The sequence below is a fragment of the Pedococcus badiiscoriae genome, assembly GCF_013408925.1.
Classification (GTDB): Bacteria; Actinomycetota; Actinomycetes; order Actinomycetales; family Dermatophilaceae; genus Pedococcus; species Pedococcus badiiscoriae.
This window is the reverse complement of record NZ_JACCAB010000001.1, coordinates 1,420,072-1,438,934: the sequence shown is the minus strand read 5'-3', so window position 1 is coordinate 1,438,934 and position 18,863 is coordinate 1,420,072. Positions and strand designations below refer to the sequence as shown.

Annotated in this window: 20 protein-coding genes; 7 read left to right on the top strand and 13 right to left on the bottom strand. The window is 71.4% G+C overall.

Translation table 11 applies throughout. The annotated features are described in order from the left end of the window. The first annotated feature begins 146 nt into the window (after positions 1-146). Positions 147-1,448, top strand: a complete 1,302-nt coding sequence (selA, locus tag BJ986_RS06915; protein WP_179421316.1) for an L-seryl-tRNA(Sec) selenium transferase — start codon at positions 147-149, stop codon at positions 1,446-1,448. On the opposite strand, the gene BJ986_RS16755 is transcribed toward selA, so the two are convergent. The 6 genes from BJ986_RS16755 to BJ986_RS06885 form a co-directional block, all read right to left on the bottom strand. Then, on the bottom strand, positions 1,438-2,838 hold the full coding sequence (locus tag BJ986_RS16755) for a twin-arginine translocation signal domain-containing protein (RefSeq protein WP_179421315.1): 1,401 nt from the start codon (positions 2,836-2,838) through the stop codon (positions 1,438-1,440). The genes selA and BJ986_RS16755 overlap by 11 nt on opposite strands. Continuing rightward, complete coding sequence (locus BJ986_RS06905) at positions 2,835-3,347, bottom strand: hypothetical protein (protein WP_179421314.1); 513 nt, start codon at positions 3,345-3,347, stop codon at positions 2,835-2,837. The genes BJ986_RS16755 and BJ986_RS06905 overlap by 4 nt, the downstream gene beginning before the upstream one ends. Before the next feature lie 17 nt (positions 3,348-3,364). Then, complete coding sequence (locus BJ986_RS06900; RefSeq protein ID WP_179421313.1) at positions 3,365-3,964, bottom strand: hypothetical protein; 600 nt, start codon at positions 3,962-3,964, stop codon at positions 3,365-3,367. 91 nt (positions 3,965-4,055) lie between these two features. Continuing rightward, complete coding sequence (locus BJ986_RS06895) at positions 4,056-4,976, bottom strand: hypothetical protein (RefSeq protein WP_179421312.1); 921 nt, start codon at positions 4,974-4,976, stop codon at positions 4,056-4,058. Beyond that, positions 4,976-5,533 carry a MauE/DoxX family redox-associated membrane protein gene (locus tag BJ986_RS06890; RefSeq protein WP_179421311.1) on the bottom strand — a complete coding sequence of 186 codons (558 nt, stop codon included), beginning with the start codon at positions 5,531-5,533 and terminating at the stop codon, positions 4,976-4,978. Before BJ986_RS06890 ends, BJ986_RS06895 begins: the two co-directional genes overlap by 1 nt. A gap of 99 nt (positions 5,534-5,632) precedes the next feature. Further along, positions 5,633-6,463 (bottom strand): hypothetical protein, encoded by an 831-nt coding sequence (locus BJ986_RS06885; protein ID WP_179421310.1) that lies wholly within the window; start codon positions 6,461-6,463, stop codon positions 5,633-5,635. A gap of 184 nt (positions 6,464-6,647) precedes the next feature. On the opposite strand from BJ986_RS06885, the gene BJ986_RS06880 reads away from it, so the two are divergent. Then, positions 6,648-7,166, top strand: coding sequence for a peptidylprolyl isomerase (locus tag BJ986_RS06880; RefSeq protein WP_179421309.1), 519 nt, complete (start codon positions 6,648-6,650; stop codon positions 7,164-7,166). Between the two features lie 75 nt (positions 7,167-7,241). Next, complete coding sequence (locus BJ986_RS06875; RefSeq protein WP_179421308.1) at positions 7,242-8,123, top strand: rhomboid family intramembrane serine protease; 882 nt, start codon at positions 7,242-7,244, stop codon at positions 8,121-8,123. A gap of 161 nt (positions 8,124-8,284) precedes the next feature. On the opposite strand, the gene BJ986_RS06870 is transcribed toward BJ986_RS06875, so the two are convergent. Further along, positions 8,285-8,533 (bottom strand): cell division protein CrgA, encoded by a 249-nt coding sequence (locus BJ986_RS06870; RefSeq protein ID WP_179421307.1) that lies wholly within the window; start codon positions 8,531-8,533, stop codon positions 8,285-8,287. 66 nt (positions 8,534-8,599) lie between these two features. On the opposite strand from BJ986_RS06870, the gene BJ986_RS06865 reads away from it, so the two are divergent. From BJ986_RS06865 to BJ986_RS06850, 4 genes are read left to right on the top strand one after another with little or no spacing between them, the layout of a single operon-like run. Next, complete coding sequence (locus tag BJ986_RS06865) at positions 8,600-9,352, top strand: DUF881 domain-containing protein (protein WP_179421306.1); 753 nt, start codon at positions 8,600-8,602, stop codon at positions 9,350-9,352. Beyond that, positions 9,349-10,026: a class E sortase gene (locus tag BJ986_RS06860; protein WP_179421305.1), complete on the top strand. Its 678-nt coding sequence runs from the start codon at positions 9,349-9,351 to the stop codon at positions 10,024-10,026. Before BJ986_RS06865 ends, BJ986_RS06860 begins: the two co-directional genes overlap by 4 nt. A 3-nt stretch (positions 10,027-10,029) precedes the next feature. Next, positions 10,030-10,233: a hypothetical protein gene (locus tag BJ986_RS06855; protein ID WP_337794947.1), complete on the top strand. Its 204-nt coding sequence runs from the start codon at positions 10,030-10,032 to the stop codon at positions 10,231-10,233. Next, positions 10,230-10,886, top strand: coding sequence for an aminodeoxychorismate/anthranilate synthase component II (locus BJ986_RS06850; RefSeq protein ID WP_179421304.1), 657 nt, complete (start codon positions 10,230-10,232; stop codon positions 10,884-10,886). The genes BJ986_RS06855 and BJ986_RS06850 overlap by 4 nt, the downstream gene beginning before the upstream one ends. Before the next feature lie 109 nt (positions 10,887-10,995). Here BJ986_RS06850 and pknB read toward each other — a convergent pair whose 3' ends face one another. Genes pknB through BJ986_RS06820 form a run of 6 tightly spaced genes read right to left on the bottom strand, consistent with a single transcriptional unit; the run spans position 10,996 to position 18,857 of the window. Then, the gene (pknB, locus tag BJ986_RS06845) at positions 10,996-12,831 is read right to left on the bottom strand and encodes a Stk1 family PASTA domain-containing Ser/Thr kinase (protein ID WP_179421303.1); all 1,836 of its coding nucleotides are present in this window, start codon (positions 12,829-12,831) and stop codon (positions 10,996-10,998) included. Continuing rightward, positions 12,828-14,162, bottom strand: coding sequence for a protein kinase domain-containing protein (locus BJ986_RS06840; protein WP_179421302.1), 1,335 nt, complete (start codon positions 14,160-14,162; stop codon positions 12,828-12,830). The genes pknB and BJ986_RS06840 overlap by 4 nt, the downstream gene beginning before the upstream one ends. Then, entirely contained in the window at positions 14,159-15,616 is a 1,458-nt protein-coding gene (locus BJ986_RS06835; RefSeq protein WP_179421301.1) for a penicillin-binding transpeptidase domain-containing protein, read from the bottom strand. Before BJ986_RS06835 ends, BJ986_RS06840 begins: the two co-directional genes overlap by 4 nt. After that, positions 15,613-16,989 (bottom strand): FtsW/RodA/SpoVE family cell cycle protein, encoded by a 1,377-nt coding sequence (locus BJ986_RS06830; RefSeq protein ID WP_179421300.1) that lies wholly within the window; start codon positions 16,987-16,989, stop codon positions 15,613-15,615. The genes BJ986_RS06835 and BJ986_RS06830 overlap by 4 nt, the downstream gene beginning before the upstream one ends. Then, positions 16,986-18,344, bottom strand: a complete 1,359-nt coding sequence (locus BJ986_RS06825) for a PP2C family protein-serine/threonine phosphatase (RefSeq protein WP_179421299.1) — start codon at positions 18,342-18,344, stop codon at positions 16,986-16,988. The genes BJ986_RS06830 and BJ986_RS06825 overlap by 4 nt, the downstream gene beginning before the upstream one ends. A gap of 12 nt (positions 18,345-18,356) precedes the next feature. After that, positions 18,357-18,857, bottom strand: a complete 501-nt coding sequence (locus tag BJ986_RS06820; RefSeq protein ID WP_179421298.1) for an FHA domain-containing protein FhaB/FipA — start codon at positions 18,855-18,857, stop codon at positions 18,357-18,359. Between the last annotated feature and the right edge of the window lie 6 nt (positions 18,858-18,863).

Genomic DNA, 18,863 nt, shown 5'->3' with positions numbered 1-18,863 from the left:
CCAGCGTGCGCAGAACGGCAGTCGCCCACAAGGCCTTCGGCCCTGCGAGCCCTGCGAGCCCTGCGCTAACCTCGCGAACGGAGGAGCACAGGCGCCTGGTGACCGTCCCGGTCGTCGAGCCGGCGCCACCCACGAGAGGAGGCCGTATGCCGCAACCGCCCCCCGCGGACGCGCGTCGCCTCGTGCCGCGCACCGACACCGTGCTCGCGGAACCTGCTGTGGCGCAAGCTGTTTCGCGATTCGGCCGGGACACCGTGCGCGCTGTCGTCCAGGCCGCCCAGGAGTCGGCCAGGAGCGGCGTGATCGCGCCGGACGAGGTGGTGGCAGCCGCCCTCGCGGCACTCCCGGCCCGCACCACCAGCCTGCAGCCCGTGCTCAACGCGACCGGTGTCGTCATCCACACGAACCTCGGTCGGGCACCCCTGTCGAATGCGGCTGTCGAGGCCATGACCGCCGCCGCAGGCACTGTGGACGTCGAGCTCGACCTGTCGACCGGGCGTCGCTCCACGCGAGGGCGCGGCACCCTTACCGCTCTCCTCGAGGTGGTGCCCGAGGCCGAGGCCGCCCTCGTCGTCAACAACGGTGCGGCGGCGCTCGTCCTGGCCACCACGGCCCTCGCGGCCGGGCGTGAGGTCGTCGTCAGCCGCGGTGAGCTGGTGGAGATCGGCGACGGCTTCCGCCTGCCCGACCTCATCACGAGCACTGGCGCCCGACTGCGCGAGGTCGGCACGACGAACCGCACGACCCTGGCCGACTACGAGGCCGCGGTCGGTCCAGACACCGGCTGCATCCTCAAGGTGCACCCCAGCAACTTTCGCGTCGAGGGGTTCACCTCGGCCGTCCCGGTCGCAGCGCTCGCCGTGCTCGGGCCACCGGTGGTGCACGACATCGGCAGCGGCCTGCTGCGCCCGCACCGCCTGCTGCCCGGCGAGCCCGACGCCGCGCGATCGCTCGCCGACGGCGCCGCACTGGTGACCTGCAGCGGCGACAAGCTCCTCGGCGGCCCCCAGGCGGGCCTCGTCCTCGGCCGCACCGACACCGTGACGAGGCTGCGTCGGCACCCGCTGGCCCGGGCGGTCCGCGCCGACAAGACCACCCTGGCCGCACTCGAGGCCACCGTCCGCGGTCCCCGACCCCCGGTGTGGGAGGCGCTCGAGGCGGATCCCGACCGCCTCCGTGCCCGCTGCGACGCGCTCGTCGCCGCGCTGCCCCCGGGGCTGGCCTCGACGGTTCCCGCCGACGGCGTGGTGGGCGGCGGCGGCGCACCCGGTCACGCCCTGCCGGGCTGGGCCGTCGCCCTCCCTGAGTCGTATGCCGCGTCGCTGCGCCTGCACGACCGTCCCGTTCTCGCCCGGGTCGAGCGCGGCCGGTGCCTGGTCGACCTGCGCTGTCTACCGTCCGACGCGGATCCGGTGGTGGCGCAGGCGATTCGCGACGTCAGACCGTGATGGTGCCCCCCTCGAACGTGCAGGTGAGCTGGCCGCTCGGGGTGGACACGGTGTCGGTCAGGGGGTAGCCGTAGGCGCCGGTGCTCCCGCCGGCCCTCTGCCACTGCGTGAGCACGGGACCGTAGACCCGTCGGACCGCTCCGGTCCCCAGCCCCCACAGCTCGCCCGTGCGGAACAGCTGGTGCGAACCCCGAGCATCGCTGACCAGCGCGGTGCGGGGGTAACCGAGCACCCCGGCGGCTCCGCCGGCGGCGTTCCAGGCCGCGATCATCGTGGGACCGACCACGAGCGGCTGGGTGCTGTTGCTGTCGGCGATCGCGCCGTGCTCGAAGGCCTGCACCCAGCCTCGGACCGTCGGCGTGACCATCGGCCCCGTGGGGTAGCCGAGGACGCCGCGCTCGCGACCGTTCGCGACCCAGACCGTGTAGGCGTCACCGGTGACGATCTGGGGGGTCGTGCCCACGCTGTCGGTCAGCGCGCCATGCTGGAAGAGCTGGATCCACCCGCCGTTGACGAGGCCGCTCTGGTGGGGGGCGGTCGGGTAGCCGAGCGGGCCACGCACGCCTCCCTTCCCCAGCAGGATGGCGTTGACGCTGGCCGTCACGGGCACCGCACCCGTCGCAGCCGTCCGGTAGATCGTGCCCCCCTGGTAGGTGACGTACGTGCCGACGCCGTCTCCGACGGCGCGCACCGGCCCCATCGACGCCTTGAGGAACGACCCCTGGGCACCCATCGCGATGTAGCGCTGCTCGATCGGCCCCCACGCGGGCAGGCTGGGGGCGCTGTGCTCGCTGGTCCGGTTGTCGACCAGCGACGTCGTGGTGCAGTTGGTCCACTGGTAGGGGGCCACGCAGCTGACCACCCGGCAGTGGACGCCACCGCTGCACCTGACCTGGGTGTTGCACTGCCCGTAGCGGAAGGCGTTGCAGCAGACCCGCCGCTGGTCGCAGGTCGCCGTCGACCCGGACCCGCACGAACAGCTCCAGCACCGGCTGTCGCACAGGTGGTCGCTGCACCCTGTCGTGCACTTCGAGCAGGAGGCGTTGCAGTCGACGATGTACCGGTAGCCGCCCCCGCACCACGAGGAGTCGGCGGCCTTCCACCAGCCGGCCGCGAAGCTGCCCGGCGGACAGGCGTTGACGCCTTTGTTGACCGTGGCGCAGAACACCGTCCAGCCACTGGCGGCCGTGTTGCCCGGTCCGCAGATGGTGGCGTATGCCGCGACGGGAGTGAGTGCGTACTCCTTGGGCTTGGTGGCCAGCGCGGCCGCGGCCACCGTGGCGCCGACCAGCACGTCGCGCCGGGACACCGGACGCATCCGCCGCGACAGCGCACTGACGAAGCCGGCCATCCCGCGAGGCCCGGCATTGAGGTCGTCGAGCGTGCTCACGGCCGTCCTCCCTGGCGGGCCAGGGTGGCCCGGTCGGTGATCCTGATGCTCGACACGAGGGCCGCCGCGCGGGGGACGGAGGCCATCCGGCGGGCGTGGCTGCCCACGACGGTGAACAGGCAGAAGGCCCGTCCGCCGGAGCTGAAGAAGTGCTGGGAGGCGCTCAACCCCGGCAGCGGCCGCTGCAACCGGTTCGGTCCGAACTGTGACGGGGCCAGCCGAGGGAGGCCCTGCTTCTCGAACAGGCCCTGGTCGGCGACCTCGGTGCCGTAGTCGACCAGCGCCACGAAGACGTCGTCGGGGCCGAGCAGGTCGACGACGTTGGTGCCGAAGTCGCCGCGGTCGGCGGGCATCGGGCGGGTGCAGGCGTGCAGCACCGGCCTGGACACGTCGGCGTCGGCGACCGCGCTGCGTGCCGCGGCCGCCGCAGGCTCGGCACCTGCCCTACGGCTCACGGCCACCTGCCAGCCCGGCGGGGTGTCAGCCCGCAGGCCGTAGTGGTCAGCCACTGGTCTCAACTCCCACGTCAGCTCCCATAGGCGGCGGCGGCCAGCAGGATCGCCGCCGCTCCTCCTAGAGCCACCTTAGCCATGACTCCTGCCGGATTTGCCCATCTTTCGACGCGGATGAAGACCCGGTGCAGGTCGGCCCGGTCCAGCACCCGAGCCATCAGCAGGGACGGCAGCGCGCGGACCATCCCGAACGTCGCACCGATCGCCAGCCCCGCGCCGAGGTGGTGCGTGAGCGCGGCCAGCAGCACCGCGGCATACGTCGTCGTGCTCGTGATGATCGTGACCAGCCCGAACCCCAGCTGGGCGCCGAAGCCGACCCCGTACACCCAGCCGCGGTAGCGGGTCAGCCACTGTTCGTCGACCTGCCTGCGCCACGAGGGCACCGAGCGCTGGTTGCGCAGGTCGAGCACCAGCCCCACCACCAGGAGTCCGGCGACGACGACGAGCGTCCAGCGCGAGTCGCGCACAGGGTCGGGCAACAGCCCACCGAGCAGGGCGGCGAGTCCTCCGACCGCGAGTCCTCCCGCCAGCGAGCCGAGGAGGTATGCCGTGGTGGTCAGCCACCACCGCGAGTGTCTGGCCCGCTCGCCGAGCGGGCTGATGCTGGAGAGCATCGACTCACCTCAAGGGGACCAGGTCGCCCGGACCGCCGCGATCGCCGCCATCGGCAGACCGAGGGCGAGAGCGAGCACGGTCACCGACATGTCAGTGACCGTGGTGGTCGTGCCGGTGGTCGTGCTGGGAGGGCTCGTGGTCGTGCTGTCCGTGCCGGTGGTCGTGCTGCGGGTGCGGACCGGGGGTTGCGTCGGCGTCCGGCTGGGCTTCCGAGGCGTCGTGCTCGGCGTCGGGCGACTGGTAGAGGCTCGGGTTGCCCGGACCGATGCCCGCGGCCAGCAGCTCGGCGTCCATCCGGGGCAGGCTGTCGCGCTCGCCGGGCCCGACGTCCGCGCCGGCGAGCAGTCCGGGCCCGGTCCGGCCTGCCGCGGCGCGGGCCTCGGCGTTGTCGGCCACGCCCTGTGCCATCAGGTCGCGGACCTGGCCCCAGGTGGTCGCCGAACCCTCGCCGGTGACCACGCCCCCCTCCACGTAGACGAAGTACGGCGAGCCGGGGATGTCGTAGTCGACCCACGCCCCCGAGGACTGGATGACGTCCCGGTCGCCGGCCAGCGAGCGCAGGCTCGAGCTCGACTCCTCGGCGGGACCCTTGGCGATGATCCGCAGGTCCCCGTCTCCGGGGACATCCACCGGGCCCTGGAACTCGTCCCAGAACGTCTGGCAGACGCTGCACCCGCTGGTGAGGAAGGCCAGCAGCGTCCGCGACCCCGCGGCGGTGACGACAACCTGCTGCTCCACCCGGTCCAGGTCGGTGCCGATGATGTCGTGGGCGGTGGCGGAGTCCTTGCGGGTCGCCTGGACGACCCCGGTCTCGAGCTCGACGGGCACCGGTCCGGGCGTGCCCCCGGTGGTGGCCGTCGTGACACCGGTGCCGGCCTCTCGTTCCAGCTCGAGCCCGGCGCCGAGCTCGTGCAGGGCCTTGAGGATGAGCGCGTGGCTGCGCAGCAACCCCAGGACGAGCACGCCGAGCAGCACGATGGCCACGGCTTCGGCGATGACGGCGGCAAGCATCAGGCGGTGTCTCCAGGTCGGACGCGGGAGGTCGGGGGGACGGTGCTGCGGACGGCTGCGGGGGACGTGGTCGGCAGCACGGCCATCACCTGCCAGGCGAGGAACCCGATCACGCCCGCGAGCCCGACGGTCGTGAGGGCGGCCGCGTCGACGCCTGACCAGGCTCCGGTCGGGGGGTCCAGGGCGACGGCGAGCGCGGCGAGGGCCGCAACGCCGGTCAGGGCGGCGTGGGTCCGGGTCGCGGGGGTGTCCGGCTTGCCGAAGCAGCCGCACGACCCGAGCACGCCCCCGCGCGAGAGGACGCGGACGACGAAGGCCGTGAAGACGAGGTATGCCGTGGCCACCAGGGCGGCGCTGAGCCTGCCCGGCGCGACCACGCCCCAGCTGCCCACGCCGATCTCGACCACGGCTAAGACTCGGACCAGCGCGCGACCGGCCGGCATCCCTGCGGCGCGCAGCGACCGCACGAGCGGGAGGGGGTCACGGACCTTGGGGACCCCAGCCAGCACGAGGAGCCCCGCCGCAGCGAGGAACGGTCCCGCGGCCAAGTTCCACATCCGTGCCCACGGTACCCAATGACCGGGGGCTGCTCGACACGACGGCACCTCTCGGTCCTGTGTGTCGAGCAGCCCCCGGTCAGCGGTGGGCGCGACGGGTCAGTCGACCGTGTCCTTGGCGTCCTGCGCGGTGTCCGAGACGGTGTCCGCGGCGTCCTTCACGCCATCGGCGGCGTCGACGGCGGCATCCTTGCTCTTGGTGGTGACCTTGTCCTTCGCGTCGGACGCGGCGTCGGCGGCCTTGTCCTTGGCCTCGGCGGCCTTGTCCTTGACCGTCTCGGCGGCGCTGCCGGCCTTGTCCTTGGCGGCGTCGGCCAGGCTGGCCACCTTGCTGCTCGCGCTGACGCTCGAGTCACGGCCGGTCGACGGTGCGGTGTAGGGGTCGTCGAGCGGGGTCGCCCACGGGTCCTCGCGCGGTGTGGACTTCTTGAACGCGGCGAGGGCTGCCCCGGCGGCCGCGGCGAGCCCGAAGAACATGAAGATCTTGCGCTTGCGCCGGCGCGGCTTCGCGACGGCGTTGCCGGTCAGCACCGAGTAGGCGTCGGAGGACCGGTCCGCCGTCTCGCCGGCGGCCGTCTTGGCGGCGGCGGAGGCTGCGGCCAGGGCCGCGATGGCCTCGGCGACCTTGGGCAGCAGGGTGTCGACGATGGTGTCCCGCGCGGTGTCGACCTTGGGCGCCAGGCCCTCGACGGCGCCCTGGAGCTTGGGGGCGGCGACCTCGATACCGTGCTCGACGTGCGGCTTGGCCCACTCGCGGGCGGCCTCGACGTGCGGCTTGCTCCAGTCCTTGGCCTGGACGGCGCGCTCCTTGGCCACCTCGGCGGCCGGACCGACGCGCTCCTTGAGGGATGCTGCGTACTCGGCGGCGGTCTGCGCGGAGCTGCTGACAGCCTCGCTGGCCTGCTCAGTCTTGGTCTTGGTGCGGAACACCGTGCCTCCTGTGACTTGGCGTTGGGGGATTTCCTCCGGTCGGCGAAGCAGTGCTGTTGAGGGCCTGGACGACGATCGGACGGACGACTTCTCCCGACCCATCCTGCCTTGTTTCCGCTGGTGGGCAAGCCCGCGGGGGTACTGAGCGCCATCTCGGGTCACCCCGCATGGAAGGATGGCCACCATGGACGTCACCCTCAAGACCAACCACGGCGACATCAACGTCACGCTGTTCCCCGACCACGCCCCGAAGACCGTCAAGAACTTCGTCGGACTGGCCAAGGGCGAGCAGGAGTACCGCGACGACGCCGGCCGATCCAACCCCACGCCGTTCTTCGACGGCCTGGTGTTCCACCGCATCATCCCCGGGTTCATGATCCAGGGTGGGTGCCCACTCGGTCAGGGCTTCGGTGGCCCGGGCTACACCTTCGACGACGAGATCAGTCCCGACAAGGACTTCACCAAGCCGTACATGCTCGCCATGGCCAACGCCGGCAAGCGAATGGGCAAGGGCACGAACGGGTCGCAGTTCTTCATCACCGTCGGCGACACGAGCTGGCTCCAGGGCAAGCACACGATCTTCGGCGAGGTGGCCGACGGTCCGAGCCGCGAGGTCGTCGACAAGATCGCGGCCGTGCCGACCGGCGCGAACGACAAGCCGGTCGAGGACGTTGTCATCGAGTCGGTCGTCGTCAACGACTGACGTCGACCAGCATCACCTCGAAGGCACCGGTCCCAGGCCCCGGTCCATGGCACCCCGTGAAGGCGAGGACCGCGCATGAGTGAGCCCACGGCATACCCGCAGCAGCAGACGACACCGGTCTGCCCGCGGCACCCCGACCGGGTCTCGTACGTGCGCTGTCAGCGGTGTTCGCGACCGGTCTGCCCAGAGTGCCAGCGACCCGCGGCGGTCGGCGTCCAGTGCGTCGACTGCGTGAAGGAGCAGGCGAAGACGGTCCGCACCGCGCGGACCGTCTTCGGCGGCAACGTCACCGACACCCCTGTGGTGTCGTACGCGATCATCGCGATCTGTGCACTGGTCTTCGTGCTGCAGACGGCCCGGCCGGGCGTCAGTGGCGACATCTCGTTCGTGCCCTACCTCGGCAAGAGCCAGCCCTGGCGGTTCATCACCTCAGCATTCGCCCACGCGACGATCACGCACATCCTGTTCAACATGCTCGCGCTGTGGATGGTGGGCGCCCAGTACCTCGAGCGGCTGCTCGGTCGCGCGCGGTATGCCGCGGTCTACCTCGTCAGCGCCATCGGCGGCTCGTCGTGCTACCTGCTGCTGTCGCCGGCGGTTCCCTTCGACGAGCTCAACCCCAGCTCCTGGTACATCGGCGCCGTGGGTGCGTCGGGGGCCGTCTTCGGTCTGTTCGGCGCGCTCCTCGTGCTCAACCGGCACCTCGGGCGGTCCTCGGCCGGCATGTACGCGACGATCGGCATCAACGCGGTCATCGGCTTCGTGGTGCCCGGCATCGCGTGGCAGGCCCACCTCGGTGGCCTGCTCACCGGGGCTGCTGTTGCCGGGGTCATCGCGGCGACCTCCTCGCGGGAGACGCGACGCTGGCAGTGGCCCGGGGTGGCCCTGGTGCTGCTCGTCGTGGTGGCCGTCGCGATCGGCAAGTACGCCACGGCGCCGGCATCGCTGCTGGGCTGAGGACCTCCCCGCGCTGTTCCCTGCACTGACGGCGGTGGGGGCCGGTATTACACGCCTGTCATTTGTCCCCAGCTGTGCACAACCCTGTGGACAACTCTCGGGTCGGAGGCTGGACCAGTCCGGCTGAGCCGGGTCAGCGCCCGTGGTCAGCAGGCAGTGGGTCAGCGCCAGCGGGTCGTCATCGCGAACCCGGAGATCATCAGGCCGAAGCCGATGCCGAGGTTCCAGCGACCGAGCGACTCCACGGGGAACCGCTGGCTGGTGATGTAGAAGACGACGATCCACAGGAGGCCGAGGACCATGAGGGTCAGCATCACCGGCACGAACCAGGGCGGGTTGCCCACCTTCGCCTTCGCGGGCTTGCTGGGCGGGGTGTAGACGCGCTTGGCGCGACCCTTGGACTCAGGCACGGACAACACTCCTCGAAACTCGGACGACTGCGTCAGCCGTCGCGACGTGTGGCATAGCGTAGTGCCATGGTGGACCAGCGGCTGACGTGGCTGACGCGGCGCCCCACCCCCTGGTCAGCCCTGGTTCCGCTGGTGGCGCTGGGTGCAGGGCTCCTCTTCGCCCTCAGTGCGACCACGGCCCGAGGGACTGACCTGCGCTCGTCGGGCGGTGACCTCCCGGGCCTGATCCGGCAGCAGACCCGCCAGAACACCGTCGTCGCGCGTCGGCTCGCGCAGCTGCGCGCGGAGGTCGACCGGCTCTCCAGGCAGCGGGCCCCCGGAGACCTGCGCATCACCCAGCTGACCACTCAGGCCGACAAGCTGGCGCTGGCGGCCGGCACCCAGGCGGTCGCGGGTCCCACCGTGCGGGTGTCGCTGACCGATGCCAAGAACGTCCCCTCAGTCCTGCCGGACGGCATCTCGGTGGACGACTACGTGGTCCACCAGCAGGACGTCCAGGCCGTCGTCAACGCACTGTGGCAGGGAGGTGCCGAGGCGATGATGCTGATGGACCAGCGGATCATCTCCACCAGCGCCGTCCGATGCGTCGGCAACACCCTCATCCTCCAGGGGCGGGTCTACTCCCCTCCGTACGTGATCACCGCCATCGGCAGCCAGGACAACCTCAGGGCTGCCCTCGACCGCAGCCCCGCGGTCACCATCTACCGACAGTGGGTGGGGGCCGTCGGCGTCGGGTTCGACGTGCGGACCAGCGCCCAGCAGACCTTCCCCGCGTACGCCGGCTCGATCAACCTCCAGCACGCCAGGGCGGGACGATGAAGGTCGCCCGCTGGACGGTGGGTGTCGTCGGCGACGTGTTGGTCACGGCGGGGCTGCTGCTGCTGCTCTTCGTCGGCTGGCAGCTGTGGTGGACCGACGTGACGGCCAACCGGGCCCAGGAGGCCACGGTCACGAGGCTGACCCGCGACTTCGCGGCGGCGCCGACCCCCGGCGAGCAGCCCAGGGCCGTGCCGTTCGGCACTGCGTTCGCGATCGTGCGGATCCCGCGGTTCGGGGCGCAGTACGCCCGCCCCCTGCTCGAGGGCACCACGCGCGACGTCCTGCAGAACGGCATCGGCCACTACGTGGGGACGGCGGGTCCGGGCGCGGTGGGCAACTTCGCGATCGCCGGGCACCGCACGACCTACGGGCGACCGTTCCACGACATCGACACGCTGCGCCCCGGTGACCTCGTCGTGATCGAGACCAGGACGGCATACAGCGTGTATGCCGTGAAGCGGCACGAGATCGTCGCGCCGACCGACGTGAAGGTGATCGACCCGGTCCCCGACCAGCCGGGCGTGACGCCGACCGAGCGCTGGCTCACGATGACCGCCTGCCACCCGAAGTACAGCGCGGCCCAGCGCTACGTCGTGTTCGCGCAGCTGGTGAAGACCTACCCCCACGCCGCGGGCCTGCCCGCCGGCACGCTCGCCGCCCCGAAGGGAGCCTGACCGATGTTGTATGCCGCGATCTGGCGGGCGCTGCCCGGTCCCCTCGTCGTGCGGGTGCTGATCGCCGCGGTGCTGGTGCTGCTCGTGGTCGCCTTCTGCTTCCTGTGGCTCTTCCCGCGCATCGCCCCGTACATGCCGTTCAACGACAACACCGTGGAGCCCAGTGCCCTGCACGTGTCCACCCACCTGGTCGAGGGAGCCCGATGACCCGCATCCTCGTCGTCGACAACTACGACAGCTTCGTCTTCACGATCGTCGGCTACCTCCAGCAGCTCGGTGCGGAGTGCGAGGTGGTCCGCAACGACGCCGTGCGTCCCCCCGATGGTGCCGAGTTCGACGGCGTGCTGATCTCGCCCGGGCCGGGGACCCCGCAGGAGGCGGGCGTCTCGATGGCGATGATCGAGGCCTGCGGCGAGCGCGCCCAGCCGATGCTCGGCGTGTGCCTGGGTCACCAGGCCCTCGGGGTCGTGACGGGGGCCATCGTCGGGCGGGCGCCGGAGCTGCTGCACGGCAAGACGTCCCGGGTGGTGCACGACGACACGGGCGTGCTCGAGGGGCTCCCGTCCCCGTTCACCGCGACGCGGTACCACTCGCTGACGATCGACCCTTCGACGGTGCCTGAGACGCTGGTCGCCAACGGGCACACGGAGTCCGGGATCATCATGGCCGCGCGCCACCGCGACCTCCCCCTGCACGGGGTGCAGTTCCACCCGGAGAGCGTGCTGACCGAGGGTGGGCACCGCATCCTCGCCAACTGGCTGGTCCTGTGCGGCCTGGACGACGCGGTCACGCGGTCCGCCGGGCTCAGCCCGCTGGTGCACGACGCCGAGGGCGTGGCCCGGGCCGTCGCCGCGGGCTAGGACGCCACGGGTCAGGACGCCGCGGGCTGGGACGCCGCGGGCTGGGACGCCGCGGGCTGGGACGCCGCGGGCTGGGACGCCGCGGGCTGGGACGCCGCGGGCTGGGACGCTACGGGAGCGTCGTCGTCGTGACGGTGGGCAGGGTGGGGCCCGCGCTGGTCGTCGGGGGTGCGGTGGTCGTCGTCGGGGTCGGGGGTGGTGGCTGCGCGATGGTCAGGGTGATGGTGGATCCGTCGTTGACCTTCGTCGTGGCCTTGATGCTCTGCTTGAGCACGGTGTTCTCCGGCTGGGTGCTGTCGACGTAGGTCGTCTTCACACTCAGGCCGACCTGGCCGAGCAGGTCGGCCGCCTCGTTCCGGGTCTTGCCCACGACGTCGGGCACGGTGACCTTGCCCGAGGACACGTTCAGGTCGACGGCAGAGCCCACCGGCACGGCACCGCCGGACGCGGGCGAGGTCGAGGCGACCTTGCCCTTGTCGAGCCCGGTGTCGTCGACCTCCTTGATGGTCCCCACCTTCAGGTTCAGATCGGCCAGCCGGGTGGCCGCCTCGTCCTTGGTGAAGCCCTTGAGGTCTGGCAGGTCGACGGTGTCGGGACCGCCGGAAACGCTGATGGTGACCTTCGACCCCGTCGCCACCATCTCGGCGGCCCCGGGAGTCTGGTCGACGACGAGGCCGACCTCCTTGGGGCTCGCCACGGAGCTCGCCACCGGCACCAGGCCGATGGCGCGGAGCTTGGCCTCGGCCGTGGCGACGGGCAGGTCGATCACCGACGGGACCGCGACCTTCGGCTGGTTCTGCCCGGGGCGGTCGATCAAGGCCTTGCCGGCCACGAAGATCACCGCGAGGGCCCCGAGCACGGCCAGGACGAGCAGGAAGTACGCCAGCCCACGACGCTTGCGTGGTTCGTCGTCCGGGTCGTGACCGATGGCGGGGAGGGTGGCGGTGTTGGAGCCCACGGCGGCCGGCGGGCCGGCATACGTCCCGGCGACCGGGAGTGCCGTGGTGGCTGCGGCAGCGCCCACCGGTGCGAGGGCCACCGTCGCGTCGGCGGCGCCGGCGGCAGTGCCCCGGGCGGCCGCGCTGATCGGTCGCCCCAGGCGCGCGGCCTGGAGGTCGGCGCGGAAGGAGGTGGCGTCCTGGTACCGCGCCTCGCGGTCCTTGGCCAGGGCGTGCAGGACCACGGCGTCCAGGCTGTGGTCGATGCCCGGGTGCAGGGTCGAGGGACGCGGCGGGGGCTGCCCGACGTGCTGGTAGGCGATCGCCACCGGGGAGTCGGCCTGGAACGGCGGGCGCCCCGTCAGCAGCTCGAACAGCAGGCAGCCGGTGGAGTAGAGGTCGGACCGGGCGTCGACGTGGTGGCCCTGTGCCTGCTCCGGGGAGAGGTACTGCGCCGTGCCGATGACGGCCTGGGTCTGGGTCATCGTCGCGTTGGCGTCGGCGACCGCGCGGGCGATACCGAAGTCCATCACCTTGATCTGTCCCTGGGGACCGATCATGACGTTGGCAGGCTTGATGTCGCGGTGCACGATGCCCATGTGGTGGCTGTAGGCGAGGGCGTCCAGCACGCCCTCGGTGATCCGCGCGGCCTCAGCCGGTGCCAGTGGTGAGCTGTCATTGAGCAGCTCGCGCAGGGTCTGTCCCTCGACGTGCTCCATGACGATGAACGGGACGGGCACGCTGGCGCCGCCGGTCTCGGTGGCGTAGTCCTCCCCCGAGTCGTAGACCGCGACGATCGAGGCGTGGTTGAGGCCCGCGGCGGACTGGGCCTCACGGCGGAACCGGGCCAGGAACGCCGGGTCCCGGGCGAGGTCGGAGCGCAGCATCTTGATCGCCACGGGACGCGAGAGACGGGTGTCGTGCCCGAGGTGGACCTCGGCCATGCCACCGCGGCCGAGGAGCTCCCCGACCTCGTAGCGTCCCCCGAGCAGGCGTGGTGCAGTCACTTCTTCTTTCCCCCCTTGCCCTTGCCGTGGCCCGCGTGGGCGGGTTTGTGCGGCATGGGAGTGGCGATGGCCACGGAGGGCCGGCTGGCCGTGGTCGTGGTCGCTGTGGACGGTTTCACAGTCGGTGTCGTGGTCGGTGCCGTGGCCTGTGTCGTGCCCGAGGTGGCTGGTGTGGTGCGGGTGATGGCGCCCCGGTTGACTGGCGCCGCCGTCGATCCGCGGCTGCTCAGGGCCATCGCCACGAGGACGATGAGCAGGACGAGGAGTGCCACGGCCGCGGGGATCAGCCACGCAGGCCGACGGGTGTCGTGCACAGCCGCGTCCGGGTCCTGCCCGGCCGTGGTGCCAGAGATCGGCGTGATGCCGACGCCTGCCGGGGCGCCCCCCGCGCCGACGATCGTCGTGGCCAGCATGACGGAGGTCGGCAGGGTCCCCTCCGGCCCGAGGTCGGCAGGGACACCGACGATGACCGGTGACACCGCCGCCATCGCGCCCGCGACCAGGTGGCTGGGCACCTCTCCAGGGGGGAGCCTGAGCGCCTCGGCGAACGCCGCTGCGCTCTGCGGTCGCAGCGACGGGTCCTTGGCCAGCGCCGCCATGACGGTGGTGCGCAGGGGTTCCTCGACCTCGTCGGAGAGCTGCGGCGCGGGTTGGCTGACGTGCGCCAGCGCGGTGGTCACCATCGTCTCGCCGGAGAACGGTCGCTGACCGGTGATCATCTCGTAGCCCACGACGGCCAGCGCGTAGACGTCGCTCAGCGGACCCGCCGGCTCGCCCTTGGCCTGCTCGGGCGCGAGGTAGTGGGGCGTGCCCAGGACCTCCCCGGTCTGCGTGAGGGGTGCCTCGTTGAGGGCGCGGGCGATCCCGAAGTCGGTGAGCTTGGCGTAGCCGTTCGCGTCGACCACGATGTTGGCGGGCTTGACGTCCCGGTGGACCACATCGGCGTCGTGCGCGGCCTGCAGGGCCAGCGCTGCCTGGTACAGGATGTCGGTGACCTCGCCCTGGGGCATCGGGGCGCGCTCGCGGATCAGCGTCGACAGGGGTTCTCCCTGCAGGAGCTCCATGACGAGGAAGGCACTGCCGTCCTCCTCGCCGAAGTCGTGGACCGTCCCGATGTTGGGGTGGGTCAGCCCGCCGCTGTGTCGCGCCTCGGCACGGAAGCGCTCGAGGAAGCCCTCGTCCTGGGCGCTGGCAGGCAGCAGGACCTTGACGGCGACCTCGCGATCGAGGGTCTGGTCGTGGGCCCGCCACACCTCACCCATGCCGCCGAGGGCAATGCGCTCGACGAGCCGGTAACGGCCGGCCAGCACCTGTCCGGTCTCGTAGGTCACTTGCCCAGCACCGCTTCCATGACTGCCTTGGCGATCGGTGCCGCGACCCGTCCGCCGACGGCCTCGTTGCCGACGTTGCCGCCGTCCTCGACGACGACCGCGACGGCGACCTTGGGGTTGTTCGAGGGGGCGAACCCGGTGAACCAGGCGTGGGGGGCCTTGCCTGTGGCGTGCTGCGCGGTGCCGGTCTTGCCGGCGACGGCGATGCCACTGATCTGGGCGGCGGTGCCCGTGCCGCTGCGCACGACGGCTTCCATCATCCGCGTCAGCGCTGCGGCCGTGTCGGCCGAGATGGCCTGCGACAGCTGTTCGGGCTGCGTCTCCTCGATCACCGCGAGGTCTGAGGACGTGACCTTCTGGACGAGGTGCGGGCGCATCACGATCCCGTGGTTGGCGATGGCCGCCGAGATCATCGCGATCTGCAGGGGGGTGACCCGCACGTCGTACTGGCCGATCGCGGACTGGGCGAGCTGCGGCTGGTTGAGGTCGGCCGGCACCGAGCTCGGCGTGACAGTCATCGGCACGGAAAGGCGGTCACCCATGCCGAACTTCGCCGCCTGGGCCCGGAAGTCCTTGGCGCCGACCTGCATGCCGAGCCACCCGAACGCCGTGTTGCACGAGATCTCGAGCGCGTGGGTGAGGGTGGTCTTGTCGTTCGGCCCGCAGTTGCCCGGGAAGTCGTTGGGCAGGTCGATGGTGGTCTGCGGCAGCTTGAGCCTGGCCGGTCCGGGAATCTGGCTCTCCTCGGTGAACTTGCCCGACTCGAGGGCGGCTGCGGCGGTGACCAGCTTGAACGTGGAGCCCGGGGGGTAGAGGTCACCGGCGATGGCTCGGTCGACCAGGGGCGCCGTGGGCGCCGCGTTGAGCTGCTGCCAGGCCGCGACGACCTTGCTGGTGTCATGGCTGCTGAGCACCGAGGGGTTGTAGGTCGGGTGGCTGACGAGCGCGAGGATCGCACCGGTCGTGGGGTCGAGCGCCACCACCGCCCCGCGCTGGTTGCCCAGTGCCTTGTCCGCGGCTGCCTGCGCCTTGGCGTTGATGGTCAGCTCGAGGCTGGCGCCGGTCTGGTTCTTGCCGGTGAGGATGTCGGTGACCCGGCGGTAGAAGAGCTTGTCCGAGGACCCGGCGAGCAGGCTGTTCTCGGCACCTTCGATGCCACCACCCGCGCCGTAGGTGAACGAGTAGTACCCGGTGACGTGCGAGTACAGGGGGCCCTGGGGGTAGGTGCGCAGCCACTTCAGCTCGTCCTTGGTGGCGACGGACTTCGCGATGGGCGCGCCGCCGACGAGGATCTGGCCGCGCTCGCGCGCGTAGTTGGCCAGCAGGGTGCGACGGTTCTCCGGGCGGTTCTGCAGGGACTGGGCCTGGACGAAGGAGATGTACGTCGAGGAGAGCAGCAGGGCGGTGAACAGGAGGGCGACGACGGTCGACAGCCGGCGGATGGGGGCGTTCACCGGACCGCCACCACTTCGGTCCTGGCCTGGGCGGACGGGGACGCTCCGGGCTGGACCTCCTGGACGGGGCGGCGCGCGACGTCGCTGATGCGCAGCAGCAGGGCGACGAGGGACCAGTTGGCGAGCAGGGAGGAGCCTCCGTAGGACAGGAACGGCATGGTCAGGCCGGTCAGCGGGATGACCCGGGTGACGCCGCCGACCACGACGAAGCACTGCAGGGCCACCGCGAAGGCGAGGCCTGCGGCGAGCAGCTTGCCGAACCCATCACGAACGCCGAGCGCGGTCCGCAGCCCCCGCTCGACCAGCAGCACGTACAGCACCAGCAGGGCGAACAGGCCGATGAGGCCAAGCTCTTCGCCGAAGCTGGGCACGATGAAGTCGGACTCGGCGAAGTAGGTCAGGTCGGGCCGCCCACGACCCAGCCCGGTGCCGAGCAGGCCGCCGGCGGCCATGCCCATCAGGCCCTTGGCCAGCTGGTCGGACTGGCCCGGCGCGAACGGGTCGAGCCACAGGTGGACGCGCTGCTGGACGTGCCCGAACACCAGGTAGGCGACATACGCACCGCCGCAGAACAGCGTCATGCCGATGGCGATCCAGGAGGTGCGTTCGGTGGCGACGTAGAGCATCGACACGAACAGCCCGAAGAGCAGCAGGGACGAGCCGAGGTCCTTCTCGAAGACGAGGACGAGCAGGCTGAGCACCCAGGCGACCATGATCGGGCCCAGGTCACGACCACGCGGGAAGGTGAACCCGAGCACCTTGCGACCGGCCAGGGACAGCGCGTCACGCGTTTGCACGAGGTAGCCGGCGAAGAACACGGCCAGCACGATCTTGGCGACCTCGCCGGGCTGGAACGTGAACGGCCCGAGCCCGATCCAGATGCGCGAGCCGTTGACGGTGCGACCGATCCCCGGCACCAGCGGCAGGACCAGCAGCCCGAACCCGACCACCGCCGCAGTGAAGGTGTAGCGCCGCAGCATCCGGTGGTCGCGCAGGAACCACAACACCACTGCCGCGATCGCGACGGCCACCGCGCTCCAGATGAGCTGGCGCAGGGCGAGTCCCCCGCTGACGCTCCGCCCGTGGGCGATGTCGAGGCGGTGGATCATGACCAGCCCCAAGCCGTTGAGCAGCGTGACGATCGGGAGCAGCAGGGGGTCGGCATACGCGGCCTTCCACCGCAGCAGCAGGTGGAAGGCGAGGGAGATCACGAGCAGCCCGGCCACCTGCGTGAGCAGCCCCGGCGGGAAGGCTCCCGACACGGACAGGCCGACGTTGACGTAGGCCAGCACGACGATGGCCACGGCGAGCAGGAGCAGCACCAGCTCGACGTTGCGGCGGGTTCGTGGGGCGAAGCTGGAGACGGTCGTCATCGCTTCGTGGTCGCCGAGGGGGTCGGTGCCGTGGTCGGTGCCGTGGTCGTCGTCGTGGTCGAGGGCGTGGTGGTCGAGGACGACGACGCGCCGGTGTCGTCGCAGGCGCCGCCGGTGGCGCGGCTGGCCGCACAGCGCAGTGCCTCGGTGCGCAGCTGGCTCACGAGTGCCTGCGCGGCCTGGAGGGTGTCGGTGGACACGCTGTCCTCGACCTTCGCGCGGTAGAAGTCGGGCAGGTCAGCGACGAGGACGTCGGACTGGGACTTGACGTGGGACAGCTTGATGGGTCCCAGGTCCTGCGAAACCCCTTGGTAGATGGCGACATCGCCCTGGTGGGCAGCCACGAAGTACTGGTGCTGCGACCAGGTGTAGGCGGCATACGCGCCGCCGCCGAGGACGATGAGCACCAGGCCGAGCAGGGCCAGGCGACGCAGCCACCGGCCCGGTCCGGAGGTGGGGCCCTCTTCGGCGAGGGTGACGTCGTGACCGTCGTCGTCGCTCTCGCCGGCAGCCTCGCGCGACAGGGCGGCGGCCTTCGCGGCGGGGGTGACCGGGATCGGCCGGGTGCCCTTGCTGCGGGTCGCGGCGGCCCCGACGATCTGGGGCTGGGTCGGGGGCGCCGTCACCTTCGTGATGTCCACGACGTCGCCGATGACGATGGTGACGTTGTCGGGGGCACCGGCCTTGAGCGCGAGCTCGACGAGGCGGTCGGCGGTGGCTCCCGGAGGCTGTCCGGCGAGGACCATCTCGGCGATGGTGTCCCCGGCGACGTAGTCGGTGAGGCCGTCGGAGGCGATGAGGTAGCGGTCGCCGATCCTGGCCTCGCGCACGGTGATGTCGGGCTCGTCGTCGTGCTGACCGGTCAGGACCCGGGTGACCAGCGAGCGCTGCGGGTGCCCGATGGCCTCCTCCTCGCTGATCCGTCCCTCGTCGACGAGGCTCTGGACGAACGAGTGGTCCTTCGTGATCTGGGTGAGCTTGCCGTCGCGCGCCAGGTAGGCCCTGGAGTCGCCGATGTGGGCGAGGACGAGCTTGTTGTGCGAGCGCAGGATCGCGATCAGGGTGGTGCCCATGCCCTGGAGTGCGGGCTCTGCCTTCGAGATCTCTGCGAGCTGGGTGTTGGCGGCCGTGATCCGTTGCAGGAGAGCCGAGCTCGCCTCGCTGCTGCCCAGCGCCTCGCCATCGAGGTCGACGAGCGCGCCGATCACGGTGGACGACGCGATGTCGCCTCCCGCGTGGCCGCCCATGCCGTCGGCCATCGCCAGCAGGCGTGGCCCGGCATACCCGGAGTCCTGGTTCTCCGAACGGACCATGCCGACGTCGGAGCGCGCGGCGTAGTGGAAGGCGAAAGGCATCGTCGTGGCTACCTAACGCCGCAGCTCGATGACGGTCTTGCCGATCCGCAACGTGCTTCCGGCCTCGACCCGCACGGGTCCGGTCAGTCGCTCAGGGCCGACGAAGGTGCCGTTCGTGGAGCCGAGGTCCTCGACGAACCATGCCCCGTCGCGGTGGAAGATCCGGGCGTGGCGTCCGCTGGCGAAGTCGTCGTCGAGGATCAGCGCGCACTCGGGGTTGCGCCCGATGATCGTGCCGGCCTCTCGCAGCGGCAGGCTGGTGCCGGTGAGGGGGCCCTGGGTGACCACGAGGGAGTGCGGGACGCTCGAGTGCGGCTGCCTCTTCGGGCGCTTGGCGGCCGGTGTCGGGCGGGCGTCGGGCTGCCGCGTCGCGGGGGCGGGCTTGCGGGGCGTGCGGCTGACCACGCGGGTGCCGTAGATGTCGCCGCGGAGCACACCGACGACGCTGAAGACGAAGATCCACAGGAGGACGAGCAGCCCGAGACGGATGATCGTGAGGGTGAGTTCACTCATGCGTGG